This window comes from Vibrio tasmaniensis, from assembly GCF_024347635.1.
Classification (GTDB): domain Bacteria; phylum Pseudomonadota; class Gammaproteobacteria; order Enterobacterales; family Vibrionaceae; genus Vibrio; species Vibrio tasmaniensis.
This window is the reverse complement of sequence record NZ_AP025510.1, coordinates 714,674-741,097: the sequence shown is the minus strand read 5'-3', so window position 1 is coordinate 741,097 and position 26,424 is coordinate 714,674. Positions and strand designations below refer to the sequence as shown.

Sequence of the window (26,424 nt, the reverse complement as noted above, 5' to 3'; positions counted from 1 at the left end):
GATAAATTAAAGCAATAACTTGCTGCGATAAAAAAAGGGAAGCTCAGTGCTTCCCTTTCAAAATGGATTCGAAAATCAATACGCTTAGCCTGGGTGGCCATCCACTCTTGGCGTTAAAAGCATCATGCCGAACTTCCAGATAAACAACCCGAATGCTAACGTCCATAAACCCGCACTGATGTTGACCATCTCAAATAAATACGCTGGGAAGAATGTCACACCTACACTGCGAACCAAAGCCGCAATAAAAATAGCCGAGAACGCTAAAGCCATACTTGGCCCTTTATAGATAGCACGACCTGTGTGTCCCATGGTCACACGTGTGATCATCGCAAGAATCAGTCCACTCAAACCGCCAATCGCAAACAGGTGCAGCATGTTATGGCTCGCGAACGGGTTGTCTAACAAGCCTCTCAGCAACAAACTCAAGGGAATACACAAATAAGCCGCATGCAGTGACCACACCAAAGGCTCAGACAACGTTGTCCAAGGCTTCCAGCGAATAAAGCGCACCAACTGAGTCACACCTGTAAACACCATCAACTCGTTGCCAACTTGAGCAAAGGTCAACGGGAAGAAGCTCAAGACAAACAATCCAACCAAAGGCAGGTTCGCTAGCCATTCCAACCAAACCAGTGGTTGTGCTTTTTCAAAGTCAAAACGACGGGCCGTGAAGAACGGGATAACTCGCCCACCCATTACAGATAGAAGCAAGGTAAACCACCATAACATTGCGTGCCATACTGCAGACGATGGGAATGGAGGCATGCCTTTAATAGTCGCATAACTAGCAAAGTTGGCGACGATAGCCAATATAAATAGCGGTACGAAGAACAGGTTCTTCCAACCTTTCGACTTCACGACACGGAAACCAATCTCGTAAGCCGCGAAGATTAAGAACAGCGCTTCAATCGAAGAGATCAGCCACAACGGAGCCGGTGTCCAAAATAGAATACGAGGCGCTAGCCACAAACCAACGAGCGCAGCTAATTGATAATGTTTGGTTCCGTTGACTCCCGTCCACGTTTGCACGGCGGTTAAAACAAAACCAACCACAATCGCCATAGAAAAACCAAACAGCATTTCATGTACGTGCCACCAAAGCGCGGGCACTTTTAACACTTCAGGCTGACCATTTTGGAACATGACAACCCAAGCGACGATAGCAATCACGGCATAGAGGCTGCCTAGAAAGAAGAAAGGTCGAAAACCTAAACGAAGATAAGCTGGAATCGCATCTTCTACGCTTTTATCTGTGATATTTAACAAACTCATTCCTCATTTCAGATAACAAGCCAAGTGTGGCTTATATTGAATTGCTACCAATAGCCAAATTCAAGGTGCAGTAATCATCACCGCAATATTGCCTAACACAATGCATGAAACACGCCAAAGATATAAAACCAATAAAAACAAGCAACAAGGTGTATTTAGACATCAAAAAAGTGTCAATTAAACACATTACAGAAAGTCATTTAGACTCGAAGGTGTGTAAAATAAAAAACTACTGACATTTGATGAAGCCAAACATATAGTAAGACTAGTCTCAAATACAAAAGAACAGACAGGGAACGCGATGTATATTTTTGGTTATGGTAGCTTGATCAACTCCTCTTCTCGTCAACTCACAGGTCAAACAGGACAAGCGATTCCTGCGATAGTGCACGGCCTAGTTCGTCACTGGAGTAAGATCGATGACAGCTATGTTTTGTCACCCTTGATCGTCAATCTTGGTGACGGACAAGTGAATGGTGTCTTGCTTGAAGTCGATGATGTTGCGTTGGCTGAATTCGATCGTCGTGAGCGTGGTTATCACCGAATTGAGTTAAGAAACGATCAGATAGAGAGCCAAACCGAGTTTAAAGCGGATCAATCGATCTGGGTATACATCAAAGACGAAATCGAAGCGCCTTGTGAAAACAGCCCTATCGTTCAAACCTATGTTGATACTGTCATGGCAGGATGCTTAGAGGTGTCTGAAAGCTTTGCAGCGCACTTTGTGGAACATACACAAGGTTGGCACCATCCATTAGAAAATGATCGCCACCAGCCGAAATACGGCAACCTTGCTGGGGTTTCTGAGCACCACCACAGTGTAATTGATGGCTTGATACTGACCGTTCGTAGCTAGTTGATACTCATAATTTGTCGGTCTACATGGCTTGTTGCACTTAGTCAGTGAGCTCGACCGTTAACTGTTCTAAATCGAGATTAAACAACTCAAACCTGTAAACACCTAAGAGATTAGAGCTAACTTAGAACAAAAGAAAAAGCGCTAGGGGGAGCTAGCGCTTTAAGACCAACTAAGTCCGTTTAGCCTGGTAGTTTTTTCAGCTATATCATTAGGATATAATCAATTTTTTTACTTAGGTAAATCAAAAAGCCTATTCTTTACGACTGCTTTTAGTCGTAAATTAAGTATAGTCGGGTTGTGAAAAATGGAAGGATTTATTTCGTTTATTTTTACCCCGGACACAAGGTCGAAAAGTAGAAAAACAACTCAAATGAACTAACCTTTAATCATGATAGGAAATCTTGATGAAGGGCTATATGGATTCAGAGACGACCACCGCCAAACCCGCTCCTCAAAAAGAACAATCAAACTTGTTATCGTCTTTACTTCATGAATTCAGAAGAAACAAACTGATTTTGTATTATGTTGCATTCATTGCCCCGTTTACCTTAATCATCAACATATTTGTTCCCGAGAATATGAAATATGATATCTATAGCTATATCGATGTTTTGATTACTATTTGCTATGTCACTTTTACTGTTTGGGCTACGTATTACTATTGCTATTTATTGTTTAAACGAGAAAAAAAACCAACGATACGGTTAATAAAAAAAGTGACATCGCTGCTATTTCCTATATCCAAGCCTATTTATTTTGTTTTGTTAATGTTCGTTTTAAACATCTCATTCTCAAGCTATACGTTTATAAAATCACTGATACCTCACTTCAATCCATACTATCTGGATCTTACCTTTTATCACTTAGATAAGTGGCTGCACTTCGGTGTATCCCCATGGGAAATAACACATTTCTTCCTGCCTAATGCGGCTTCAACTCTAGTGATTAATTTTCTGTACAATTTGTGGTTTTTTCTTATGTGGGGGATGTTACTTTTTTTCATTGTCTATCGGAAAAATGACCAACTTCGTAACCAATTTATCCTCACCTTTTTAGTCTCGTGGTTCCTTCTGGGAAACGTCATGGCAACATTATTATCATCTGCTGGCCCCGTGTTCTTTCATCATTTCCATCATCAAGACCTCTACCTCGAATTAATGCAACGTCTGGATATGCAGAACCATAAAATAACTGAGCTAAGTGTATTTTCTTTATGGACATTATCAGCACAGGATATGCTTTGGGATAGCTATGTGACCGGAATAAGAGGCAGAGGAACGGGCATAACCGCCATGCCAAGTTTACATGTAACAATCGCAGTGTTAATGGCTATGACCACATTCCGGTTAAACAAAAACTGGGGATATATTGCGTGGGTTTACGCTTTCTTTGTCCAAGTTGGGTCCGTTCACTTAGCGTGGCACTACGCAATAGATGGGTATATAGGCGCTCTAATGGTAGTTGCTCTTTGGCACTTAATTGGTTATTTGCTAAGAAGAAACTCGTCATCAATCACTCAACAGCAATGACAATCTCAACCGCTTGAGATATCACTGTCCTCAAGTGAGTGTTTTTGTCGTCTAATTGTTTTCCCTTACGATAAACAAGCTGTATATCAAAATCGGGGACGTCTATCGGCGGAGTGACGGCTATCAGTGAACTGTCGACATTAGGGGCATTTCTAGCGACTAACTTAGGCACAATGCACAATAGCTTTCTGCCACTGATCAATCGTTTTACCGTTAAGAAGTTGCTTGATGCAATTGCCACTTTTCTAGTGTAGCCCAACTCAGACAATTTAGTATCAACTGCCGTTTTTAAGGCACCACTAGGAGACACTAAGGCGTGCTCCACAGAGACAAATGATTGCAGTGACATAGGCAACTCAACATCCAACACTGATTCATCTAGCAAGCAAACATGTTGCTCGGTGTAGAGAAGTTCTGTGCCATACAATTTAGGCACTTCACCAAAACTGCCGATCGCAATATCTAGCTTAGCCTCTTCAAATACCTGCTGGTAATTGGTTCGATTAACGTTAAGAAATGCGACTTGAGAGTTTGGCGAAGCTTGTTTAATAAAATCAAAGATCATTGGGCCAAACATCCGTTCTGCGTAATCGGTAAGTCCGATCTTCCAACTTCCTTTATAACTATCAACTTCAAACCTTTTGGACAACAGAACTTCGGATTGAATAGTATTAAGCAACGCATCAACGGTGCTTGATAATTCAATGGCTCGATCGGTCGCTTCCATCTTGCTACCAACTCGTTCAAATAAAGGATCATCAAACAGCTTTCGCAATCTTTGTAAGCTATGACTCATCGCTGATTGGCTGACATAACAACGTTCTGCCGCCTTACTAACACTGTTTGTTTTATATAGAGCTTGCAGTGCAATCAATAAGTTAAGGTCAATTCCTTTCCAGTTAAAATCAGCCACAAACCAATCCCATATTATTCATAGTTATAATTAAAATAATTAATTTGAATCATAGTCCAACTCCACCTAAATTACGCTAAACATTTATCTGGAATCGATCATGCTTTCAATTTTTAAAACCTTTTTCTGGCTTGGCTGGATTAGCTTTGGTGGACCAGCGGCACATATTGGCTACTTCCGTAAAACCTTTGTTGAGAAACTGAATTGGTTATCCGACGAAGAGTACGGGCAAATTGTCGCCCTCAGTCAATTTTTACCGGGTCCAGGCTCAAGCCAAGTTGGCTTCGCAGTTGGCTATAAAAAAGGTGGCTTAACCGGTGCGATTGCCGCATTTGTTGGCTTCACCTCCCCTTCTGTCATCCTAATGTTGATATTGGCCTTAGTGAGCAACCAGTTGTTGGAAGCGCCGCTTTTCATTTCAATCATCCACGGACTTAAGCTGCTCGCGGTCGTGGTTGTAGCTGACGCCACTTTCGGCATGTACAAAAACTTTTGCCAATCAAAGGTAGCAACAGCACTGTGTGTGATCACCGCTATTGTTCTACTTTTGATTCCTGGGATCTGGCCTCAAGTCTTAGTGCTCCTATTTGCAGCAATCATTGGCAGCAAATTTTTAACCTCACAAGACTTAAAAACAACGCCTTCGACACATAAGATATCCATAACGCCGCTTGTTATTTTTGTAGCACTATTAGTTGGTTTACCTCTGTTCAGTGCATATTCTCAAGGCATCGAAGTGTTTGGGTTATTTTACCAAGCAGGCAGTTTGGTATTCGGTGGCGGTCACGTGGTTCTTCCGCTGCTACAGAATGGTATTGGCGACCAACTGTCTCAAGATACCTTCCTAACAGGCTATGCTGCTGCGCAAGCGGTTCCTGGCCCGATGTTTACATTAGCGACTTACCTCGGTTATGTCTTAATGCCATCGGCACCAATTACAGGCGCACTGCTCGCAACAATTGCCGTGTTCTTACCGGGTTTCTTATTGCTACTGGCTGTACTGAAGAATTGGCAGGCGATTGCAAGCAAGCCTTTGGTGGCAGGTGCTCTTACCGGTGTGAATGCAGCAGTTGTTGGTCTATTGCTTGCGGCCCTGTATCAACCCATCTTCACAAGCGCAGTGAGCAGCGGCATAGACTTCGCTCTGATCATTGTTGGTGTGTGGTTATTAAAAACCGTAAAGGTCCCGATTGTAGGGTTAGTGGGTGTGTTTATGTTGTTTGGCGCAATTACAGGTTTGGCGATCTAAGCTATCAATTAATAGACAGACAAATAAGAAGTGAGAGGTTTGATCGCTTACTTCTTGTTTTCCCGCTCTTCTTTCAAAAACTAAAAGCATCTTTTACTTCCTATAGTGGTTTAACCCCGTGGAAGTTAAAGAACAAATTGCAATCAATAAGCGGTACAAAGCTCAGCGGCCAAAATGATTTTTGGTGTTCAGGAAGGTAATACCTTAAGAAAGCGATTAAGTTATTACATGGATTGACATGCTCTCTCGCCATAATGTAATCGTAATGCCACCCCTTCTGTAAGGCGTGTTTTCTTGTCGTCATATAACGGCCGATTTTCCAAGCGATCCCAGGATCGGTAGGAATCAAAATAGACAGAGTGCCTCCAGGTTTTAACACTCGCAACCACTCTTTGATCACCAAGTGAGGCTGGTATAAGTGCTCCAATATATGAGTTGCGATCACGCGATCAAAACTATTGCTTTCAAAATCTAACTCACAAGCATTAGTTACGTTAAAAGTGAGTTTGTCATAAGAATTGATACGACTGAGTTGCTCTTTTGCCACCTCAAGCGCCGCAGCATCACCATCACTCACGATATACTCGTCAAAGGTGTGTTTGACGTGCAGTAAGTGTTCACCCGTTCCGGAACCCACTTCTAGCACTCTCGAAAAATGATCACTTTCACGAAATGGCTTTTCGCACGCTACATGACCAGCTCTCATCACATAACCCGTTGTATTGCTGTTATAAACACGCTCATCATATTCATCACTGAAACGAGATAAATAGTCGATCCACTCTTTGTCTTCATCCTTGCTTGTTCTCATGCTTGATTCCTATTCAGGTAGTGTTTTATCACTCGTTCTTAATATAGAAAGGATCCTCATCTCTCGCCTACCTCGTGATACGTTATCGAGTATCAACCCACAGAAAAAAGACATCACCGCTATCAACGCAATTGAACTAGACAAAATCGCAGTGGGTACCCTTTCGACGAGCCCAGTATCGATGAAGTCGATGATAACGGGGATTCCTAAAACCAATGAAATGAAGCCAAGCAACATAGACAATACGCCAAAGAAGAACATTGGCTTTACATCTCTCAATAAGAACAAAATGAAATTGAGGATCTTGATCCCATCACTAAAGGTATTCAATTTGCTGGCTGTGCCTTCAGGCCTTGATTGATATTGCGTCGAAACTTCTTTGATTGGCATATTGTGATGCAGAGCATGAACAGTAAGCTCTGTTTCTATTTGGAAGCCATCACTGAAAATGGGTACGGTTTTGACAAATCGATGGCTCATAATTCGATAACCAGAAAACACATCACTCAATTGAGCCTTGAATGCTAAATTAATCAGCGACGAAAACAGCTTATTTCCTAGGATATGCCCTTTGGGATAAGCCATTAAAACTCGCTCTCGACTTCCAATAATCATATCGAGTTTTTCGTTATTCAATTGTTCGATCAGCGCTGGACATACTGAAGCATCATAAGTGTCATCACCATCAGCCATCACATAGATATCAGCATCGATATCAGAGAACATCCGCCTAACAACCTCCCCTTTACCTTGCCGAGGCTCATGTCGCACAATAGCCCCAGCTTGCAAGGCCTCGTTTACCGTATTGTCGGTTGAGTTGTTGTCATACACATAAACAGATGCATCAGGTAAAGCCTGCTGAAAAGACATAACTGTCTTTCCGATAGCACCCGCCTCATTAAAACATGGGAGTAACACTGCAATTTTTATACTATTCATAAACTCTCCCTGACCCTAAAAATTCGGTAGCCATCAGGAACATCGTCATATATGGTCTCCAACCAGCTGGGAACATTTGAGCTGTATAATTTTTTTATAAGAGCCTCTTCACTTGCTGATTTTTTCAAAACCATTAAGTGGGAGTCATTTCCTATAACAATATAATCAACGTTCTTAGCTTGGACTTTGTCCTTGGCTAAACTCATATCCTCCTCCAACATAACATCGATAAGAAATTGATTACCAACGATATTCCTATGATAAGGGGCTGCAATTATACTGTTGTGGGTGTTGGCCAACACAGGAGATCCCGTCTCAATCCCAGTAAGAATAACCTTTGATTCGATGCCCTTTTCTTCCAATACTCTAAATAGAGTTTTCGTGTCATTTTCAACGGTATTTCGTTCAAAATCATCATTGCCAATAGCTATTACTAGTAATGCCATCACTAATGGAGCGCCTAGTAATATAATCAAAACTTTAAATATTGAATATTTTACATATTCAGACAATCTTATAACTACGTAAGCCTGAAAAGGGCTTGATAAAATAAAACATAACCTTATCACCCTAACCTGCCAGAATATGGCAAGAGCTAAATTCAACAAGAAAAAAATATACAGTATTGTACAGTGATGATTATTAACTCTAAATAGAGGGTAAACTAAAGCGGGAATAACCAGTAACACATAATTATCAATGGATAGGAAACCATTCTCACTTATATACTGGATAATTGATTTAGCCTCAGAAACATGGTCAAGCCAATAAATCTGAAGTATAGGAGGGTAGTCGACAAATAATGCACTGGTAATATTTGGATAAAACAAAATCACTGGAGTCACATATCCAACTCCCAACATAATAAACACAAACAAACGTAAACCAAAAGGCCAACCATCAAATTTAAACCAATGGTAATTATTAACAAAAGCCCACCCGACAAAAAACAATACCACAATAACAAATGACACTTCATCGTACTTAAAATCAAAGAACTCATTATAAGGTCTGTTTAATAAAACGGAGATAACAACTGAAACACAGCAGAAGAGATATAATCTTGATATATAAGAAAACCAACTATCACTAATAAAGAAACAATACACAGTGTAAACGATAAAAAAACTCGCAAACAAAAGTATATTGTCCAGCCCTGTCCATAACGACAATGCTAGGAGAATAGATTGAGCATACACTCGCCATGATTGATTAATTTGACTTACAGTTATAGGGGTTAGAGACAGGAAAAAAATAGCAAAAATAAGCTGAACATTATGGTGATCTATGGAGCCCGGAATAAAATGCATAACCGATGGAGAGAACAGGGAGAACATCATGCTCAAAAACCGATAGCGTTCTCCAAAGTAATGGTTACATAGATAGAAACATGACAATGAGTAGAAGAGTAGATAAAGCAAAGGTACGATAGAAATAGACAGTGAATAAGCGGTACTTTCATCCACAACAAACAATAAAGGATACGCAATAGCAGAAAGTATCAGGTCGGGAAATCGAGACCAATGAATAACAATACCATCAGAGGCATTGAAATTATCCATTGGTTCCAGATACCAGCGTCCATTACTCATCCATTCTTGGAATTGAACAAAGCGCATGTAATCATCATTATCATTTAAAGTCAGTGTTGAGATACTCTCCCACTTATAGAAAAATATCGCAGTTGCACACAGCAACCAAATGACAGAAATAATAATGATATCTTTGTTAAAGCTTTCACTCTTAGGCAAGATGAATATCCTTTTCATTAACCCAAAGATCACAATCTAAGTTGTTACTGCTCCATCTCTCTTACCTCAGACAACGCTCTATTTAAGTTATCATTTGCCACTTTATAATAAGATGCCTTTTTATCGATAGCTTGTTGTAGATAGGGAATGGCTTCGTCAGGCTTGCCCTGCAAAATTAAAAAATAACCGACATTATTCAAAGCTTCAGGAGCTTCCATGTGTCTCATAAAAACGTTGGTTGCCTTTTTGATATCCCCGGCAGCCAAATAAATAAGCGCAAGGTTGTTTTGAGCCTTTTCATTGTTCGGTTCTATCTCTAAAGCCGAACGAGTGTATTGATACGCTTCCTTGTAATTACCATACATGTAATGGGAGTAGCCCATATTCAACAAAGCTTTAACTGAACTCTTGTCTATTGTCAGTGATTTTTTAAAGTACTCTTGCGCGATCTGGTGTTTTCCATCGACATCTTCCAGCACACCTATCCCCATAAAAGCTAATGCGGGAGACATGCTATCAACCTTCAAACCAGCCACTTCACTTTGACTTAACGCTTGGTAATTTTTAATCGTGCCACTACTTTTTAAGCGAACTTGATCTGCATTGATCGCTTTAAAGAAATAACTCCGCCCTTCCTCTTTGCGACGCTGCTTTGTATACAAAACACCTAATTGCTCCAGGACTTCAGTATGTGCAGGGTTAAAATCTAGCGCTGCTAAATAAGCTTTCTCGGATAGTACATAGTTACCACGAGATGAATGAATTTGGCCTATCGTAAACAACGTTTTATCGTGAAACTCTTTCTCAGGAAAGGATAGAGAGCGAATATATTCATAAAGGGCCAAATCGATATTGTTATCCCTCAATGCCACATCACCACGCATAATGGCTTCTTTCTCACTCAGTGGAGGGTCATCACTGCTTAAGGTATCGATTGGTTTACCGGAATACAACTCTGCATCAAATTGGTTTGTCGGCTCATCTGGGGATGCACAACCAAGAATAACAAACACTAATAAAGCTAGAAAATATCTACTCACTCGCATCATAAACTTACTCCTGGTGCACCTAGTGCATCAATAACAATAATGATCCCAGGCCCTAACGCGACAATAAAAAAGCAAGGCCAAATAAACAACAGCATAGGGAACAACATTTTAGTCGGTATCTTGGCCGCGATCTCTTCCGCAGCTTGCTGACGCTTATCTCGAAAATCTACCGTATAATCACGAAGAGTCTGCGCTAAGCTTCCCCCCATTCTAGACGCATGAGAAAGCAAAGAAACCAACCCCTCTAATTCGACTAGCCCCGTCCGGTCAATGAACTGCCTCAGCGCATCTGGCATGGTGACACCTGCTTGTATCTTGGCAAAAACAGTCTCCAATTCATCGGCTAACTCTGGCTGAGAAACATAAAGCTCAGAAGCAACTCGTCCAAGTGCTGCATTAAAGCCTAGACCAGATTCCGTACAAACTACAAGAAGATCAAGAGCATCTGGTACACCATTTCTAATTTTCTTCTGACGCTCTTTTTGCAACTTGCTCAAGATAATATTGGGAGTGAAAGTCCCAAGAAAGACGCAGGTCATGATCAACAAGTTATTGTAGCTACCACCGAATGAGATGTAATAAACCATGAAAGCAGCGATGATACCGACCAAACTCGATAACACTTTCAATGCATAAAAAACCGATAACGCATTTTTTTCATGAAAGCCTGCATGCATCAACTTTTGTGAGTAGGTTTCATTATCCTTTTTATTACCTTTACTAATAAAAGGACTTAGTGACTCCAACGTATTAGAGAAGTCATAAGGCTTTCTATTATTGGGTGAACCCGTTTCTGATATCTGTTTGAGCTTTTTATCTAAAGGGGAGCGAGCACCTAAAATAAGAAACCCTAGGGTCAATGTTAACAAGATGGTGGTAAGCAAAATCATTGCATAGATAACCATCTGAGAGCTGACTCCAAAGTCCGCTAACATTTGCTTCCAAACTTCAATGTTTAATAATTCCATAGGTTAAATCTCTATGCTGATGATTCGCTTAATCCATAGGGCTCCGATCGCTAAAAGTACAATACCAACACTGACCATTGAAACGCCGCGAGGGTCATTATAAAGCGGCTCAATATAATCTGGATTCGCCACTTTTAAAGCAAAAAACAAACCAAATGGGGATAAGGTTAATATCCATGCTGATAGCCGACTTTCAGCAGAAAGCGTTTTTATTTTCCTTTCTAGCTTAAAGCGAGATCTGAGAACTTCGGATACTTTTTGAAGATTTTCGGAGAGGTTACCCCCCGTTTCTTTCTGCAACATTACCGCACTAGAAAAAGCTAACATTGATACGGTGGGGACACGCTCTGCCATTTGTAAGATAGCTAAACGTAAATCGTAACCATAGTTAAGTAGGTTATAGGTATTTTTAAACTCGGCACCGATAGGATCTGGGAGTTCTTCACCAACCTCATTGAATGATTGAATTAGCGGCTGCCCAGCTTGTAATGCTCGTCGAATAATATCCAACGCTTCAGGGAGCTGCTCTTCAAATCGAGCCATTCGATAACTCACTCGATTTTGCACATACAGGTAAGCAACAACCCAGACAGCAATGAATGCCGTTAGACTAATGAACCACTCTTGTTGAGTCATTATTGATATCAATGTGAGCGACACACCGCATAGAGCAACAATGAGTAAAAAGCGACTTAGCGAAACTCTAATACCGGCTAGCTCCAACATCCGTTTTAAGCCAGCAAAATAAGGGATAACGGTGAGCTTGCGATCGAATGGGGATAAGTCTTTATTATAATGCTCTTTGAGTAGCGATAAGCTCTCTTCATCGATATTACGTTGGGTCTCTTTCAAACGTCGAGAAAGCTCTTTATGCTTGGCCTTTTTCCCCGCAGCAGGCAATAACAAAGCTTGGGAGATAAAAAGCACCGCGATGAATAATAGGCCGAGTGAAACACTTACATTATCCATAATCTCTCCTTAACCATGAGTCTCAGTGAAGAGCTCGAAAGGCAGATCGAGTCCACGTTTAACTAACTGGTCATGATATTGAGGTACGACCCCTGTCGCAGTGAAATAGCCGATAATATTGCCATCTTCATCAATACCTTTACGTTGAAAACGGAAAATTTCCGACATAGTAATCACCTCCCCCTCCATGCCGTTGATCTCTTGAATGCTCACCATGCGGCGCTTACCATCTTCTTGTCGTTCCATTTGGACAACAAGGTGGATAGCCGAAGCAATTTGAGCTCTTAAGTTTTTAGTTGAAATGTTCCAACCAGCCATAGAGAACATGTTTTCAACACGGCTTAAGGCATCTCGGGGGGTATTGGCGTGAATAGTCGCAAGAGACCCATCGTGACCAGTATTCATTGCCGCCAACATATCAACGGCTTCGCTACCACGCACCTCACCAACCACAATTCGGTCTGGGCGCATACGTAAGGTGTTTTTTACCAACTCCCTCTGACTGATCTCCCCTTTCCCTTCTAAGTTAGCAGGGCGGGTTTCTAGGCGAATAACATGGGGTTGTTGAAGTTGTAACTCTGCCGAGTCTTCTATAGTAATGATTCGTTGGTCTCGAGGGATGAAACCAGAAAAGATATTCAGTGTGGTTGTTTTCCCTGACCCCGTCCCTCCTGAAATCAAGATATTAAGTTCACCTTTCACGGCTGCCTCTACAAACTTAGCCATTTGAGGTGAGACTGAGTCGTAGCCAATCAGATTATCCATCGTCAAACGATCAACGGCAAAACGACGGATCGAAACGGACGGGCCATCAAGAGCCAAAGGAGGGATAATGGCGTTAACACGCGAGCCATCAACTAAGCGCGCATCTACCATAGGTGATGCTTCATCTATTCGACGCCCTACCTGACTAACAATGCGATCAATAATGTTTCTCAGGTGACGGTCATCAAGAAAAGTGTATGGCGTTTTTTCGAGTTTACCTCTTCGCTCTACATAAACACTTTTAGGGCCGTTGACTAATATATCGGAGACCGTTTGATCGGCTAATAGAGGCTCAAGCGGTCCAAGGCCAAAAACCTCGTCTTCTATCTGCTTGATGACCCGTTTACGCCCTTCGGCACTGAGTGCATGGCTCCCATCTTCAGCCATTAATTGTACGATGGCTTCATGTAGATCTAGCTTAGCTCGCTCTTTTTCCAAGCTTGAAAGCAACCCTAAGTCTAGTGTTTCAAGCAGCTGCTTATGGAAAAAGTGTTTTATTGATAGCTCTTGTTCGAGAACTTTTCGGGCCTCATCAATCGCCTTTTCCTTCTCTACATTAGCTTCTGCACTTCGAGTGTGACTAGACATCTCAACGCTTGATAAACGTTCAACAGGATTGGCATCTTCTGAATCATGCGAAATCTGTTCTACTCTTTTTTCAAACTCTGGATTTACATTTTTTCGTTTAAAGAACATCACAATCCCTCGCGTTTACTTTTTATCAACCCATTATGAAAACAGCTTTTTCAGCCACCCTTTCTCTTCCTGCTCTGGTGGTGAAAGAATGTGTGACAAATCGATAATAGAGCGAGTAATAGAACTTTTCTTTCTCGACTGAACTAGCGGTTGCCCCAAGTTGGCACTCTCTAATGCAACTTTGAAATCATTAGGCATAAGGTGTATGTCATGCTTACCTACCGCCTGTTCAATATCTTTTAACTTAATTGAGTGTCGCTTTTCATAACGGTTCAGAATGACCTCAATAGAATCACTTTGTAAGCCGTACTCAAATTTCAGAGACTTAATGAGTCGACTTGTGTTTTTGACTGACACTAGGCTCTGTTGCAAAACAAGAAGCACCTTTGTTGCTGGTGATATTGCGGATGCAAACACATGGTCTAATCCTCTTGAGAGGTCAATGATCACATATGGGTAAAAACGGCGTAATATAGGAAGCAATCGGCCTATTTTCTGTGCCTGTTCAAAGTCATCAGCATTGTTCTCATGCTTAAAGCTTAGAACATGTAAGCCAGATTCGTGCTTATTTACCAAAGTTCCTAACGATATTTCATCAAGGTCATTCGAACTGTTGATAGCATCCGAAACACTATAGGTAGGAACAATATTTAAATAATCAGGAATCACACCAAATTGAAGGTCGATATCAAGTAACAAAACCTCACCGGGATGCTGACTGGCCATCTCAATAGCGGTATTCAACGCCAAGGTGGTCGCCCCCATCCCCCCCTTGGTGTTTAGAAACAGAATAAACTCACCATAGCTTGAGTTCTCAAGCTTTTCGGCCGCCGTTTTCTTGAGCAGTGGGAGCAAATCAGAAAGCGTCACGTTGTGAGATAAGAAATCAGAAGCCCCTAGACGCAGCGCTATTTTTAATGAGCCATTGTCACTTTCATCACCGAGTACAACTAAAGATAAATCTTGTTCTTCTAGCGATAGATCATACCCTTGTAGCTCAACCATTTTCTGAGCCCAGTTGCCATGAGCTTCAACAAAAATAAGTTCTGGTACATCGGCACTTTTTAAGTACTCCTCACTCATTGCTCCGAGAGAAAATGATGTCACATGCACATTTCGACATTTCTTCAGCTCTTGGCTCATATGTGAGAGAAAACCCTCAGTACTGTAGATCAACCAGACTTTTAGGTTTGTTCTCAAACGCGTAATATCGTTCTCATTAGGCGTGATTTTGATCGCTTCCCCCATACCGCTACTCCTGTATAAAATAACTTATGGACACCGATTCCGAGTTTCGGAGTCCGCCCTTACCACACCTAAACTTTCTGCAGGTAAGATGGTTTCAAATGAGGGAGCAGCCAAGTAACCACTCGTACCTAAAAAACTCAAATTATCAATTAATTGAATTCCGTACCCTGTCGCTCGTGCCCTTACAAATTTAATGCTACTAAAGACAGGATCCGTATCATAACCAGATGTAATTTCATTCCCACTCACATCTAAATATGCAACTTCCAAATTCGCCGCGGTAAAACCAACAAGAGGGAGATCAGCAACAACCATTCCCGCGATATTGTCCCTATCAGCAACGTAGCAAACCGTGGCTAACCTTGCTGCCTTTCTGGTCGCTTCACTCACCATTTGAAGCGAAAATATGTAAGCACCCAGCGCTAAAATAAGGAAAACCAAGAGAAAGACTAGCCAAGACACTATGGTAAATTCGATAATAGCGATGCCTTTAATACGCCCTTTGTATCGTTTCATCACAGCACCCTCATTATCGAAGAGACACTAATCGGAATAGAAAAGCTCGCCGAAGAAAACGGGATCGACACAAAATGAGGAATATAATTGTAGGTCACACTCACACGTACATAGCTATCTGTATTCGGTGGGCTAATTGTCACGTCAGAAACAACTAAATTCGACAATATCGCCGTTCCAGCTGTGTTTTGACCATAAACCACCACATTCTGTATTTCTGACGACGGAGCCAGCGTTCCACCTTGGGTTCCATAGACTTCACTTACCGCATAGCGGGCGCCATTTTGAACGGATTTAGATATCACATTGTAGTGAATCATCATATTGCCCAGTTCAAGCACTAATATAAGGAAAAACAGCAATACAGGAGTCGCGATTACCATCTCGATAGCAGCAAAGCCACGATTAGATTTAATTAAAGGCTTCATAATCAAGACTCCCCACTATCAGGATCCTTATACAAAACAATCTTATAAGTTCCTTCCGTTGTTGATTCTGTACTGCCTGAACCACCAACAACACTACAGGAGTGAATGAACTCACCAAAGACGGCAGGCGTACCTGAGTTATTAGTTGGTGCTTTTTGCAACAAGAAAAAACAACCAATTTTATTCACAGTAAAGTCAGTGGCACCGCCACTTTTACCTGAGCAATCCACCATAGGTATCGGTAAAATACGACGCCAAGCAACACCATTAGCGGCACACCCTGAACCGTTATCTGCTATACATGCGTTGGTATCAGCTTCATATTGCGCATAGGTATAAGTGCCATCAAAATCGATATCCCCTGTACTTGCATCAATCGTAATCTCATCGCTAGGCTCTGTAGTTACGTAGTCAGAAGGGTAATCTGATGCCGTTAAGCCACCACCATAATCGCCAAAACGAGTATTCAAGCCATCGCCTGTTGGGCCAACCGTGCCGCCAGGTTTGGTCGTGATATCTTCACCTATTTTAACGGGTTGGTCATAACTACCACCTAACCCCTCTTTTATAGCCTTACCACCAGACCCAAAGTCTAATAAATGATAATTACCGTTACCCATTTCAGATAAGCTACTGTCACCCACCTTCAATGCATGGACAGTCCCCACTTCATAACCAAACACGCTCGTTATTGCATCGCCAGTAACGTCATGATATCCATCTTCAGGATCAACGTCGTTGTCCGAAGTTCCGTCACCAATGCAAACCCCAATAGGCACAACGTTATTGACAACCTCTTGCCCGGAGCTTGGCCCAGCGACTGCACTTGCTGAAACCTCTTTTACTAGTCCAAACATTTGAATAAAGAACTCATCCATATCCAACGAATCTACTCGAACGCGTACATATACATCATCGTCATCACCGAAGGTGGCTGTTCCAGTAAAATCCTGAGGATCGTTAGAGTAATCAATGTTTATGGAAGCGGTGGTAAAATCAATCTCATGATTCCCTGTTGACGCTGCCATTGCATTTAACGCAGTGCCTATCTCAGCATCCACCGCATCTTTGTCTTTACTATTGTCCAGTATGGTTGCCGCAGCTAACGCCGCTGAATCTACAGCATTTTGTAAGCGTGTTTTATTAACCAGCATATGGTTAACATCTACAGCCAACGCTGACACAGCTAAGAAAACAAGCAAAGCAGCGGTAACTAATACGACAACTAAGCCTTGCTGTTTTCTGGGACTTTTTGATACTCGATACAACATATGAGTACCTCCAGATTTAGTTAAATTCTTCTAAGATCTGGCTACTACTTCCAGACAGTTCGTTTTCACCTCTGCCTACATATCTATCGTAACCAGTCTGCATCCGCTCCCCTGTACCATCCGGTACCACGAGTAAATTCTCTTGGGTCGCATTAGGGTTATACGTTTGTTCTGTTTTTACGAGTGCTACCGAATGCCCTAAACGAGCATCATTAGCACAGCCAACTAACACCATTACGAGAAAGACCATCATTATTCTAATCATATCTATCTCCTTATAAATCATGTCCAAATGAGCCTTCGCTACCACCATCTGTTGGTGATATTCCCTGTGAAGCTTGAGATTGCTCTGAATCCGATTCAGACGGTTCAGCGATATAAGCGCTTCGACCTAATAAGTAATACTCCAAATCATTCGGGTCAACAAAAGCATCTGTTGGTAACGTTACTTTATTTCGGTCAATAGGTTTCGCGAGTCGAGGGGTAACAAGAATGACAAGTTCTGTTTCACCAGATACATACTCTTGGCTATTAAAGAGTTGCCCTAAGATGGGGACATCACCAATACCCGGCATTTTGTTACTCACATCCCTAACATTCTCGCTGAGCAACCCAGCAATACCAATAGTTTGTCCGTCGGCTAACTCAAGTGTCGATGACGCGCTTCGACGAGTGATTGGAGGGATAAAGTAGGTCGCATTGGTTGTTCCTGGGTCAATCGTTAACGAGCTACTATTGGCAATTTCACTCACATCAACAGCCAAGTTTAGGTTGATCTTTTTATCACTCAGAACTGTGGGAATGAACTTTAACCCAACCCCATATTCTTTATATTCAATCGTAATACCGTCTTCATCTGGCACAGGGATAGGGAATTCACCACCCGCTAAAAATTCAGCCTTAGAGCCACTTAATGCCGTTAAGTTAGGTTCTGCTAAAACTTTCGCCACACCATTCTGTTTTGCGACATCTAGGGCGAATGTAAACAGGGTATTACTATCAATAAACGAGCCTAAAATGCCGTAATCAGTAGAGGTTGGAATATCAAAGATTGGCGTAGCCCCTAGAACACCAGCAGGAACTGACGACGCCCCCCAAGAAATATTCGATCCGCTCGTTTGGAAGAAATGAAAGTTTGCATCAAATTTTCTCACCAAGCTTCTTTGAACCTCGGCGACCGTCACTTCTAACATGACTTGTTGAGCGCCACCAATAGACATCAAGTTGATAACACCTGTCGCTGCAGCTTGCTCGCTACCACTCTCCTTCGATTCATCAGCCGTTTCACCCGAAGAGTAGGTTTCTGCTATTCGCATCGCTACATTCATTTGTTGCTGATTACTCACCTGTCCACTCAGCAGCAAGCGATTTTGAGCACTGTGCACCTCAATCGTTTCATCAGGAAGAAACTCATATAACTTCGCTTTTAAGCTATTAAGATCATGAGTGACTTCGATATTGATCGATTCAATCAACTGGCCACGGGCATCCCACGCCATTAGGTTAGTTGCACCTAATTTTTTTCCGATTAAAAACAGCTCGCTCGATTTCAACATCACAATATCAAGTACATCAGGATCACCAAGCGACACTTTGCTCGCTTTCCCTGACAACACCACATGTGTTGATTTGTGATGAGGAACCGTTACCGTTTTACCCGTTTGTAGAGCAGCAAAGCTCAGTGTAGAGAAACAAACGAAGCTCAAAATACACGTTATTATTATTTTCATAACTCACCTCAATCCTTGACGCGAACACTAGATGCTTGAGTACCTTTAATGATCGTCACACTCGGCTTAGGTACGTATCGACGAACAACCTTTTTCTCAACTTCATGAGGGTTTCTCAGTGTCAGTTGAATACTGCCTTTACTCTTCGCTGTTAAAAGTTTTTCAGCATCTTTAGGTGAAACCTCTAATGTCACAGCTCGTACGATAATAGGACTGTTTTCATTCGTTTTTGCTGTTTGGTCTACTGCCAGTACCTTGATATCTTTCAACACGGTACGAGTTGCTGCTGAGTTTTTGCTGTAAGAAACAGTGCTAAGTATGTCAACTTTATTACCTGGTAATAGAAAGCCAGCCACACCAATAACGTCATCCACTCGTATTGTTACCGCACGTTTATTCTCAGGTATTAACGCAGCAAGCGTTGAGCCTTCTCCTGGAATAGTAAAACGCATTTTATGAAGCACTTCACCAGCATAAATAGTATTGGCTACCACTTTGCCAACCAATTCAGAAGCATCGGAAAAATTATTTTCATTAATCCAATCAACTTCCATCAACTTTGTCGCTAAGAACTGCTCCTCAATAATGGTTCCAGCTTCAATTTCTTGTGATGCCACCACGACTGGATGACGCTCCACAGTTTCAACCTCAACGGTTGGTTGAACTTGATCTTCCATCCACTGCTTAGCAAAAAATACAGCCGCTAAGCCAAATACTACGGACAGTAAAAACAGTAGGAAAACTTGACTCTTATTCATTATTTTCTTCCTCGTGTCCATCAGAGGTAAAATAGACTTCCCATGCCATGGAAAGAATATCGAAGGTAATAACAGGCGGGAGTTGTTCAAACGAAAGAATATCTTTGCTTATACCAACGAGATCTTTCGGTAAACATGGGAAAAGTGGCACCTTAAGAAGCGTGTGCATTTGAGATAAACGCTCAAAGAACCCATCTTGAAGCTCGACTTCTTTATCAGCAACGACGCTCATCCATAGAGCTTCATAGTCTCGTTGGTTAAGTGGCTTGAATTCAATCTTGTAACCTAAACGACGCAAAAAGGCAGGATCGCTTATTTTCTTGGGATTTAAATTGGTAGAGAAGGCAAGAGTTAATACAAATGGCATCGTTATCTGCTGACCATTAGGCAGCGACAAGTAATCGAATGAGTACTCCATCGGTACTATCCAACGGTTAAGAAGCGCATCCACAGGCATAGGCTGACGACCAAGATCATCAATGATAAAAATCCCATTGTTTGCCATCATTTGAACTGGTGCTAACCAGACTCGACTATTTTCTGAGTGATTGACTTCAAGCATATCCATAGTCAGTTCTCCCCCAACCTGGATATTGGGTCTTTCACAATTAAGCCAACGCTTGTCGTACTGATCTTTGAGGGAAATACTTTGATCGCTGCCGTTACTATCCAACGGTTTATGATGTTGCGCCGAGAACACCTTGATAATGTTACCCAGAGCATAGACGGCATAAGGAATAAATACAGAGGTGTGCAAAGCGTTCACAATACGGCTCGCGACAAATGTTTTACCCGTTCCTGCATGGCCATAAAGTAACAAAGCACGCCCCGAATTGATTGCAGGCCCAAGTACTGAAATCATTTTTTCGACACCATATACATCACTCAGTGCCGTTTCGACATGTGGCCGAGTCACTAACTCAGCTCTCAAGTCTTGTTGTTTTACCACCTCACTATATTGGGTAAGCGAAACCGGTGCGGGGCCTAAATAAGCATCACGCTTGAAAGCAAGATCCGCTTCTTCAAGCCCTTTTTCTGATAGTGAATAACGAACATGACTATGTGACACAGATGAGAGGGAAATATCAGAAGTAGGCTGAAATACCTCGATTAATGACTTCTTTCTTAAAACGGCCAAAGCGCTTTCTACGATATGAGTCACAACACATAAATAATTAGAAAGCTCTAAAACATCCGATTTTGGGTAAGCCGACAAATGCTTAAGTACGAGGTTTTCAATAACGACTTCAGGAACACCCAACATATCAAGAGATGTAGGGACGATTGGGGCTGAAATTTGTGGCTTCAAGGTTGTTGGAGCAGTACGCCCTATAATATCCATATATTATGTCTCCCCACAAAGCTAACCAACAACAGATTTAAGTAAAGTAGCTATACATCGCTAACCCTATAACAACAGAAGGAGCAAAAGGCATCGTTACTTTATTTGAATACCGAGTATGTAAATTAGCTGTTTTATCAATGACTGGTGCAGCTCCACCAAGCACAATTATCTTATTTTCAAAATAGCTTTTAATACTAAAACAGCTCGAGTTGGAGAGGTTGTATAGCAGGTAGAAAACCCCAACAACTCCAGAAGAAACCAAGATAAAGTACGATGCATCGAGTAATTGCCCCCACCCCAAATACATTCCTACAACACCTAATAACTTCACATCCCCTGCAGACATTGCTCTTAAAAAATAGAATAGCAATCCAAAACAAAAGAATACGACCGACCCAAATAAAGACATTAAGAAACTATCAAAGGTGTAATTGCTGTTGAACATTGATAAAAAATAAAAAAATAAAAAAAGAATCAATATTTTGTTTGGTATACGATGTTTCTCAACATCGTATACCGATACAGCAATTAGCAATGCCCAAAAAACAGAAGGCTCATTAATCATAATTTCAATTCATACGCTCGATATAATACTTTGAAATTTACTCACTAATGTCGTAGCCATTCCAGAGAAAATTAGCCCGACAAAAATTATGAGCGAGGCAGCACCAATGACATACTCAATAGTCGTTAACCCCTTTTGCTGTCTCACTCTCCGAGCAACCATGGCAGTAATCATTAAATACTGTTAATGATGTTATTAAGCTTAGCGGATAGGGCGGCCCCAAAACCAGTAAATATAGTGGTCAAGCCTAATACCAGTAACGCTGCACCAATTACATACTCGATAACAGTCAACCCTTCTTCATCTTTCATGAATTCTTTACAATTATTCAAAAACTTATCCATGAGAACTTCTCCTTGATTTACGTATCAGGCTTTGTTTGCCTGTAAAGTAAATCTAGAGGTGAGAGATATATTTGGTTAGGATTTTTTTGCCATTTACTTGCACTTTTTTGTGGTACTTCTAATCTAAATATAAAGCTTCATTAATTAGCCACTTTTAGACTAAAAGAGAATATGAAATGCATTGGGTATCTGTATGAAAATAGTAACCCCGTTGTTATCGGATAAAGAGAGTGATTTCAACTCCGTTATTATCAATAAAATAGGCAACTATTTTTCTATTGAAAACTTTAAACAAGACATATCTATAATCAGTAACTTAGATGTCAGATTGGTATTTTTCATATTGAATAGTGCAGATAAAACTCAACTGCTTACTATGGCTTTATCTATTTGCGAAAACTTGAACAAAAGAATTGTCATTATTTGTTCCGACCCGTTACCTAATATCGTTCTAAATCATAAGAATATATTTTTCATTATAGAAACAAACAGTAATCATCTGACCAGTCAGTTCGAAGAACTTAAGGCCAAGACACAACATATGTTCGAGCCTCATTTCGATATCGACAGAGACACAAACAGCAACAATCAGCTGCCAGTCAAGGTCTTCACATCAGAAGTCGTTAACTTTGTAATGGACAACATCAACAAAGAAATCAGAGAAACAGAAATCGCCGAGAAATGTCACTGTTCAACCACCTATTTTTCTAAGAAGTTTCATCTACACTTTGGAGTAAGCTTTAGAGACTTCGTGTGCGATAAACGCATTCTACTTGCCAAAAAGTTAATCGAAGCAGATACCGAATCAAAAATTGCTGTCATTGCCTATCAATGTGGATACAAGGATGTGTCATATTTCTCGAGAATTTTTAAGAAACGGACTGGAGTAACGCCTGCAAGTTACAGGCGAGCCTGCACAGATAACGGAAAACAAAGAACATAAACGCTAATTTTACTCCCTAAAAGAAAAAATCATGGTACATTTAACATGATTTTAACAAAAATAACTTAGCGAAAAACATGGAGTTAGACAATGATTCAGCCTAACGAGTTTAGCCAAGAACAAGCAACAGCTCTCCCTACACCCAATGACATGATTTTAAAATGGGCAGAAGAACGCCCAGATGAAGTCTATTTAAAGCAAATTATTAACCGCCAATTTGTTGAGTTTACTTATAAAGAAGTGGCCGACAAAGCACTGAAACTGGCGTCAGCATTAGAAGGACTCGGAGCCCAGCCCGGTGATCGAGTCGCTCTTATATCGAAAAACTGTGCAGAATGGTTTATCTGCGATCTTGCCATGATGTTAGGAGATTTTGTCAGCGTCCCAATCTTTCCTACCGCGGGTGCAGATACCATTCAGTACTGTATCGAACACAGTGAAAGTAAAATTGTGATAGCGGGTAAGCTTGACGATCCTAAGGCCACTCAAAAAGTACTGGATGAAAACCCAAACTTGGTGAGTATCTCACTGCCCTACGATAGCGCAGCAAAGTGCCAACATACTTTCGAACAACTCATTGATACCCATGAACCATCAACTAAACGACCTCAGCATCACGATGATAAAGTAATGTCACTTGTTTATACTTCGGGTACATCAGGGCTACCAAAAGGCGCAATGCTCACATACGGTGCCTTTACGTGGTCAGTTCAACGTTTGATCGATCATATTGGTATCCAACCCGGCGATCGCCTGTTCTCTTATCTACCGCTTGCCCATATTACAGAACGAGTGTACATCTTTGGCTCATCGGTAATGGGCGGTATAGTCACGGCATTCCCTGAGTCTTTAGATACCTTTATTGATGATGTAAAAATGCATCGCCCTACTCTATTTATTTCAGTTCCTCGTTTATGGACTCTCTTCCAGCAACGAATCCAAGATAAGCTGCCGCAGAAGAAACTTAACTTCTTACTTAAGATTCCGTTTATCAACAACATCATTAAGAAGAAACTGGCTGATGGCCTAGGGTTAGATCAAGCCCGCGTTTTAGGGTGTGGTTCGGCTCCGGTATCACCGGCTCTACTTGCATGGTATGAGAGTGTTGGCCTACACATTACCGAGGCTTGGGGAATGACGGAGTCTTTCGCCTACAGCACGATTAACCACCCGTTTAGAGCCGACAAAATTGGTACTGTGGGTAATGCTGGCCCAGGCATCGAACTCAAAATTGCAGAAGATGAAGAAATTTTGGTTCGAAGCAAAGGTATGTTCTCTGGTTATTACAAAAATGACATAGCAACCCAAGAGTCTTTTAACTCTGAGGGATGGCTTCATACTGGCGATATCGGTGATATCGACAGCGAGGGCTACCTAACGATTCGCGGACGTAAGAAAGACACCTTTAAAACTGCGAAAGGTAAGTTTGTGGCTCCCGTGCCAATCGAAAACAAACTCTTTGAGTACAGTCGTGTAGAGATGATGTGTTTGATCGGCTTAGGCTTACCGGGCCCGATCCTACTCGTAGTACCGCATGACTTCCCTAATTTTGATCGTGCTCGTTATGAAAGAACAAGTAAACGTGTCATTGAAAAAATGAACGAACAGTTAGCCTCGCATGAGAAGATCAAAGGCGTACTGATGATTAAGGAACCATGGAGCATCGACAACGGTGTGCTCACCCCAACCCTCAAGATCAAGCGACATATTCTTGAGCAGAAATACCATGAAGTCGGTCATAACTGGCCGAAAGATAAATTAGTGGTTTGGGAAGAGTAATCAAAATCGAGAGGGAGCCATTACGGCTCCTTTTTTAGCACCAAAGCGCTCAACCTTAGGTCAGTTACTGCCTCACCTAACACACTCCACTCACTCCCAAAACGATTTCTTCAGTTCCTTATTAACTTGTTCCTGTGTAATCCCGACATCTCTCAACAAATATTCTGGTAACTCAGACAGCTGCTTTCTGGTTCTACGATTCTGAAGATAGCGCTCAAAGTTAGAATAGAATTTCTTAATTGATAACGATGATAAGAATGATTGGTTAGCCCTTGATGTCGCTGTTATCGTGTTCATAGCCTATCTCCTGTTGATTTTTCGCTTTATCATGGTCAATAATCAACCAACAGATAAATATCGACAAACGATAGATACTGACATTCGGTTAAGGAAAACTAATGTGAGAGAACGAACCCCACCTTTCCAAGGGATCTACTATTTTTATACTGCGGCTGAAACAGGCAGTTTTAAACTCGCGGCTGAAAAGCTGTTCGTCACGGCAGCTGCCGTCAGCCAACAAATTCGTCAACTTGAAGAGTGGCTAGGTGCAGACTTGTTTATTCGTCAGCACCGAAAAATAGTACTCACTCACGAAGGTGATGTGCTTTACCTGCAAGCTAAGAAAGGCTTTGCTCATATTCAAGATGGGGTAAGACGAATAAACCAAGACCCCAATCCTACTCAACTGTCTATTTCAACCGTACCATCATTTGCTCAACACTGGTTGGTGCCTAGAATTGGAGACTTTCGCGATCGTCACCCTGATCTATCCATGTTGATTGAACCGACCAACAAGCTGGTGACGTTTGAAGATTCTAATGTCGATGTCTGCGTTCGATATGGTCATGGTAATTATCCAAACATTGAATCACGTTGGTTAATGGACGAAGTGGTTTACCCTGTCTGCCACCCTATCTACCAAGAGAAGCATGGTATTTATGACATCGACGATCTACACAAAGCAGAGCTAATTGAAGACCGATGGCCAGATATGGATTGGAATCTATGGCTAGACATTGTAGGAGCGAAGGCAGGACGCTCATCACTGCAATTTGATGGCTCGCATTTTGTTTTAGAAGGTGCATTATCCGTACAAGGCGTTGCTCTTGTGAAGCACAGTTTGGTCTATCGGTATTTGCAGGAAAAGAAACTCGTTCGAATCGGTAACTTAGCACTCAAGCCTAAATACAATTACTTCTTATGTGCCCCTGCTGGCTACTTTCATCGAGAAAAGATAAAGCGTTTTGAGGCTTGGATGCAAAATCAGGTTCGGTTGTTTGGGAATAGAGGTCGAGAAGAACTAACTATTATCGAGACAGATTACCAGCTTAAATGGTCTGATAATTCATAAAGCGAAACTGGTATACTTAGCTCAAATAAATGGCGAGAACATCTCATGACACAAGACAATAATCCACTTCACGGTATCACTCTACAGAAGCTACTGACTGAACTGGTTGAACATTACGGTTGGGAAGAGTTGAGTTACATGGTGAACATCAACTGCTTTAAAAAAGACCCGAGCATTAAATCGAGCTTAAAATTTTTGCGTAAAACAGATTGGGCACGCACCAAGGTAGAGCAGATTTACATCGACTTAAAACGTTAGTCTCTCCCTGCTTTATCAGTCCCGTGTTGATTAAATACGGGACAACCCCTGAGTCTACTTTTTAGGGGCTACATCAGCACCTCGCACCTCGCACCTCGCACCTCGCACCTCGCAC

Annotated in this window: 27 protein-coding genes; 7 read left to right on the top strand and 20 right to left on the bottom strand. The window is 41.6% G+C overall.

Features of this window, described 5'->3' with window-relative positions; translation table 11 throughout:
- Window positions 1-84 precede the first annotated feature (84 nt).
- Window positions 85-1,269: an NnrS family protein gene (locus tag OCV44_RS03490; protein WP_139684599.1), complete on the bottom strand. Its 1,185-nt coding sequence runs from the start codon at window positions 1,267-1,269 to the stop codon at window positions 85-87.
- A gap of 307 nt (window positions 1,270-1,576) precedes the next feature.
- On the opposite strand from OCV44_RS03490, the gene OCV44_RS03485 reads away from it, so the two are divergent.
- Both OCV44_RS03485 and OCV44_RS03480 read left to right on the top strand, forming a co-directional pair.
- Window positions 1,577-2,131: a gamma-glutamylcyclotransferase family protein gene (locus OCV44_RS03485; RefSeq protein ID WP_139684598.1), complete on the top strand. Its 555-nt coding sequence runs from the start codon at window positions 1,577-1,579 to the stop codon at window positions 2,129-2,131.
- Between the two features lie 407 nt (window positions 2,132-2,538).
- Window positions 2,539-3,663, top strand: a complete 1,125-nt coding sequence (locus OCV44_RS03480; RefSeq protein WP_139684597.1) for a phosphatase PAP2 family protein — start codon at window positions 2,539-2,541, stop codon at window positions 3,661-3,663.
- On the opposite strand, the gene OCV44_RS03475 is transcribed toward OCV44_RS03480, so the two are convergent.
- Window positions 3,647-4,576 carry a LysR family transcriptional regulator gene (locus tag OCV44_RS03475; RefSeq protein WP_139684596.1) on the bottom strand — a complete coding sequence of 310 codons (930 nt, stop codon included), beginning with the start codon at window positions 4,574-4,576 and terminating at the stop codon, window positions 3,647-3,649. The two genes, OCV44_RS03480 and OCV44_RS03475, sit on opposite strands and share 17 nt — an antisense overlap.
- A gap of 100 nt (window positions 4,577-4,676) precedes the next feature.
- Here OCV44_RS03475 and chrA point away from each other — a divergent pair, with 100 nt between their 5' ends.
- Window positions 4,677-5,825 carry a chromate efflux transporter gene (chrA, locus tag OCV44_RS03470; protein WP_139684595.1) on the top strand — a complete coding sequence of 383 codons (1,149 nt, stop codon included), beginning with the start codon at window positions 4,677-4,679 and terminating at the stop codon, window positions 5,823-5,825.
- 100 nt (window positions 5,826-5,925) lie between these two features.
- Here the strand turns inward: chrA and OCV44_RS03465 are convergent, their stop codons facing one another.
- From OCV44_RS03465 to OCV44_RS03385, 17 genes are all read right to left on the bottom strand, one after another.
- Entirely contained in the window at window positions 5,926-6,636 is a 711-nt protein-coding gene (locus tag OCV44_RS03465) for a class I SAM-dependent methyltransferase (RefSeq protein WP_139684594.1), read from the bottom strand.
- Window positions 6,637-6,645: 9 nt separating this feature from the next.
- Window positions 6,646-7,575, bottom strand: a complete 930-nt coding sequence (locus tag OCV44_RS03460) for a glycosyltransferase family 2 protein (protein ID WP_139684593.1) — start codon at window positions 7,573-7,575, stop codon at window positions 6,646-6,648.
- The gene (locus OCV44_RS03455) at window positions 7,572-9,344 is read right to left on the bottom strand and encodes a hypothetical protein (protein ID WP_139684592.1); all 1,773 of its coding nucleotides are present in this window, start codon (window positions 9,342-9,344) and stop codon (window positions 7,572-7,574) included. Before OCV44_RS03455 ends, OCV44_RS03460 begins: the two co-directional genes overlap by 4 nt.
- A gap of 26 nt (window positions 9,345-9,370) precedes the next feature.
- Window positions 9,371-10,375, bottom strand: a complete 1,005-nt coding sequence (locus OCV44_RS03450; RefSeq protein WP_139684591.1) for a tetratricopeptide repeat protein — start codon at window positions 10,373-10,375, stop codon at window positions 9,371-9,373.
- A complete protein-coding gene (locus OCV44_RS03445) occupies window positions 10,372-11,343 on the bottom strand; it encodes a type II secretion system F family protein (RefSeq protein WP_139684590.1) in 972 nt (323 codons plus the stop codon). Before OCV44_RS03445 ends, OCV44_RS03450 begins: the two co-directional genes overlap by 4 nt.
- Before the next feature lie 3 nt (window positions 11,344-11,346).
- Window positions 11,347-12,312 carry a type II secretion system F family protein gene (locus OCV44_RS03440; RefSeq protein WP_139684589.1) on the bottom strand — a complete coding sequence of 322 codons (966 nt, stop codon included), beginning with the start codon at window positions 12,310-12,312 and terminating at the stop codon, window positions 11,347-11,349.
- A gap of 9 nt (window positions 12,313-12,321) precedes the next feature.
- On the bottom strand, window positions 12,322-13,773 hold the full coding sequence (locus OCV44_RS03435; protein WP_139684588.1) for a CpaF family protein: 1,452 nt from the start codon (window positions 13,771-13,773) through the stop codon (window positions 12,322-12,324).
- A 33-nt stretch (window positions 13,774-13,806) separates the two neighbouring features.
- Window positions 13,807-15,021 carry an AAA family ATPase gene (locus OCV44_RS03430; protein ID WP_012604669.1) on the bottom strand — a complete coding sequence of 405 codons (1,215 nt, stop codon included), beginning with the start codon at window positions 15,019-15,021 and terminating at the stop codon, window positions 13,807-13,809.
- 24 nt (window positions 15,022-15,045) lie between these two features.
- The gene (locus tag OCV44_RS03425; protein WP_029223094.1) at window positions 15,046-15,537 is read right to left on the bottom strand and encodes a TadE/TadG family type IV pilus assembly protein; all 492 of its coding nucleotides are present in this window, start codon (window positions 15,535-15,537) and stop codon (window positions 15,046-15,048) included.
- Complete coding sequence (locus OCV44_RS03420; RefSeq protein WP_102249118.1) at window positions 15,537-15,965, bottom strand: TadE/TadG family type IV pilus assembly protein; 429 nt, start codon at window positions 15,963-15,965, stop codon at window positions 15,537-15,539. Before OCV44_RS03420 ends, OCV44_RS03425 begins: the two co-directional genes overlap by 1 nt.
- A 2-nt stretch (window positions 15,966-15,967) precedes the next feature.
- Complete coding sequence (locus OCV44_RS03415) at window positions 15,968-17,236, bottom strand: TadE/TadG family type IV pilus assembly protein (protein ID WP_139684587.1); 1,269 nt, start codon at window positions 17,234-17,236, stop codon at window positions 15,968-15,970.
- Window positions 17,237-17,252: 16 nt separating this feature from the next.
- Window positions 17,253-17,522, bottom strand: a complete 270-nt coding sequence (locus OCV44_RS03410) for a hypothetical protein (RefSeq protein WP_029223092.1) — start codon at window positions 17,520-17,522, stop codon at window positions 17,253-17,255.
- Window positions 17,512-18,966 carry a type II and III secretion system protein family protein gene (locus OCV44_RS03405; protein ID WP_139684586.1) on the bottom strand — a complete coding sequence of 485 codons (1,455 nt, stop codon included), beginning with the start codon at window positions 18,964-18,966 and terminating at the stop codon, window positions 17,512-17,514. The genes OCV44_RS03410 and OCV44_RS03405 overlap by 11 nt, the downstream gene beginning before the upstream one ends.
- 8 nt (window positions 18,967-18,974) lie before the next feature.
- Window positions 18,975-19,724, bottom strand: coding sequence for a Flp pilus assembly protein CpaB (gene cpaB, locus OCV44_RS03400; RefSeq protein ID WP_017099533.1), 750 nt, complete (start codon window positions 19,722-19,724; stop codon window positions 18,975-18,977).
- Window positions 19,717-21,066, bottom strand: coding sequence for a P-loop NTPase family protein (locus OCV44_RS03395; protein WP_139684585.1), 1,350 nt, complete (start codon window positions 21,064-21,066; stop codon window positions 19,717-19,719). The genes cpaB and OCV44_RS03395 overlap by 8 nt, the downstream gene beginning before the upstream one ends.
- A gap of 37 nt (window positions 21,067-21,103) precedes the next feature.
- Window positions 21,104-21,634 carry an A24 family peptidase gene (locus OCV44_RS03390; protein WP_017096676.1) on the bottom strand — a complete coding sequence of 177 codons (531 nt, stop codon included), beginning with the start codon at window positions 21,632-21,634 and terminating at the stop codon, window positions 21,104-21,106.
- Window positions 21,635-21,807: 173 nt separating this feature from the next.
- Entirely contained in the window at window positions 21,808-21,978 is a 171-nt protein-coding gene (locus OCV44_RS03385; RefSeq protein WP_012604678.1) for a Flp family type IVb pilin, read from the bottom strand.
- A gap of 193 nt (window positions 21,979-22,171) precedes the next feature.
- Here OCV44_RS03385 and OCV44_RS03380 point away from each other — a divergent pair, with 193 nt between their 5' ends.
- Both OCV44_RS03380 and OCV44_RS03375 read left to right on the top strand, forming a co-directional pair.
- Window positions 22,172-22,921: a helix-turn-helix domain-containing protein gene (locus OCV44_RS03380; protein ID WP_139684584.1), complete on the top strand. Its 750-nt coding sequence runs from the start codon at window positions 22,172-22,174 to the stop codon at window positions 22,919-22,921.
- Between the two features lie 90 nt (window positions 22,922-23,011).
- Window positions 23,012-24,700: an AMP-binding protein gene (locus OCV44_RS03375; RefSeq protein WP_139684583.1), complete on the top strand. Its 1,689-nt coding sequence runs from the start codon at window positions 23,012-23,014 to the stop codon at window positions 24,698-24,700.
- Window positions 24,701-24,790: 90 nt separating this feature from the next.
- Here OCV44_RS03375 and OCV44_RS03370 read toward each other — a convergent pair whose 3' ends face one another.
- A complete protein-coding gene (locus tag OCV44_RS03370) occupies window positions 24,791-24,997 on the bottom strand; it encodes a DUF1127 domain-containing protein (protein ID WP_139684582.1) in 207 nt (68 codons plus the stop codon).
- A gap of 103 nt (window positions 24,998-25,100) precedes the next feature.
- On the opposite strand from OCV44_RS03370, the gene OCV44_RS03365 reads away from it, so the two are divergent.
- Together OCV44_RS03365 and OCV44_RS03360 are read left to right on the top strand one after the other, a co-directional pair.
- Window positions 25,101-26,051: a LysR substrate-binding domain-containing protein gene (locus OCV44_RS03365; protein ID WP_012604683.1), complete on the top strand. Its 951-nt coding sequence runs from the start codon at window positions 25,101-25,103 to the stop codon at window positions 26,049-26,051.
- A gap of 45 nt (window positions 26,052-26,096) precedes the next feature.
- A complete protein-coding gene (locus OCV44_RS03360) occupies window positions 26,097-26,309 on the top strand; it encodes a VF530 family protein (protein ID WP_012604684.1) in 213 nt (70 codons plus the stop codon).
- Window positions 26,310-26,424 lie beyond the last annotated feature (115 nt).

Bases quoted from the DNA above. Each gene is read 5' to 3' on its own strand.
- OCV44_RS03485 (WP_139684598.1), top strand. From the start codon at position 1,577: ATGTATATTTTTGGTTATGGTAGCTTGATCAACTCCTCTTCTCGTCAA.
- OCV44_RS03480 (WP_139684597.1), top strand. From the start codon at position 2,539: ATGAAGGGCTATATGGATTCAGAGACGACCACCGCCAAACCCGCTCCT.
- chrA (WP_139684595.1), top strand. From the start codon at position 4,677: ATGCTTTCAATTTTTAAAACCTTTTTCTGGCTTGGCTGGATTAGCTTT.
- OCV44_RS03465 (WP_139684594.1), bottom strand. From the start codon at position 6,636: ATGAGAACAAGCAAGGATGAAGACAAAGAGTGGATCGACTATTTATCT.
- OCV44_RS03460 (WP_139684593.1), bottom strand. From the start codon at position 7,575: ATGAATAGTATAAAAATTGCAGTGTTACTCCCATGTTTTAATGAGGCG.
- OCV44_RS03455 (WP_139684592.1), bottom strand. From the start codon at position 9,344: ATGAAAAGGATATTCATCTTGCCTAAGAGTGAAAGCTTTAACAAAGAT.
- OCV44_RS03450 (WP_139684591.1), bottom strand. From the start codon at position 10,375: ATGATGCGAGTGAGTAGATATTTTCTAGCTTTATTAGTGTTTGTTATT.
- OCV44_RS03445 (WP_139684590.1), bottom strand. From the start codon at position 11,343: ATGGAATTATTAAACATTGAAGTTTGGAAGCAAATGTTAGCGGACTTT.
- OCV44_RS03440 (WP_139684589.1), bottom strand. From the start codon at position 12,312: ATGGATAATGTAAGTGTTTCACTCGGCCTATTATTCATCGCGGTGCTT.
- OCV44_RS03435 (WP_139684588.1), bottom strand. From the start codon at position 13,773: ATGTTCTTTAAACGAAAAAATGTAAATCCAGAGTTTGAAAAAAGAGTA.
- OCV44_RS03430 (WP_012604669.1), bottom strand. From the start codon at position 15,021: ATGGGGGAAGCGATCAAAATCACGCCTAATGAGAACGATATTACGCGT.
- OCV44_RS03425 (WP_029223094.1), bottom strand. From the start codon at position 15,537: ATGAAACGATACAAAGGGCGTATTAAAGGCATCGCTATTATCGAATTT.
- OCV44_RS03420 (WP_102249118.1), bottom strand. From the start codon at position 15,965: ATGAAGCCTTTAATTAAATCTAATCGTGGCTTTGCTGCTATCGAGATG.
- OCV44_RS03415 (WP_139684587.1), bottom strand. From the start codon at position 17,236: ATGTTGTATCGAGTATCAAAAAGTCCCAGAAAACAGCAAGGCTTAGTT.
- OCV44_RS03410 (WP_029223092.1), bottom strand. From the start codon at position 17,522: ATGATTTATAAGGAGATAGATATGATTAGAATAATGATGGTCTTTCTC.
- OCV44_RS03405 (WP_139684586.1), bottom strand. From the start codon at position 18,966: ATGAAAATAATAATAACGTGTATTTTGAGCTTCGTTTGTTTCTCTACA.
- cpaB (WP_017099533.1), bottom strand. From the start codon at position 19,724: ATGAATAAGAGTCAAGTTTTCCTACTGTTTTTACTGTCCGTAGTATTT.
- OCV44_RS03395 (WP_139684585.1), bottom strand. From the start codon at position 21,066: ATGGATATTATAGGGCGTACTGCTCCAACAACCTTGAAGCCACAAATT.
- OCV44_RS03390 (WP_017096676.1), bottom strand. From the start codon at position 21,634: ATGATTAATGAGCCTTCTGTTTTTTGGGCATTGCTAATTGCTGTATCG.
- OCV44_RS03385 (WP_012604678.1), bottom strand. From the start codon at position 21,978: ATGGATAAGTTTTTGAATAATTGTAAAGAATTCATGAAAGATGAAGAA.
- OCV44_RS03380 (WP_139684584.1), top strand. From the start codon at position 22,172: ATGAAAATAGTAACCCCGTTGTTATCGGATAAAGAGAGTGATTTCAAC.
- OCV44_RS03375 (WP_139684583.1), top strand. From the start codon at position 23,012: ATGATTCAGCCTAACGAGTTTAGCCAAGAACAAGCAACAGCTCTCCCT.
- OCV44_RS03370 (WP_139684582.1), bottom strand. From the start codon at position 24,997: ATGAACACGATAACAGCGACATCAAGGGCTAACCAATCATTCTTATCA.
- OCV44_RS03360 (WP_012604684.1), top strand. From the start codon at position 26,097: ATGACACAAGACAATAATCCACTTCACGGTATCACTCTACAGAAGCTA.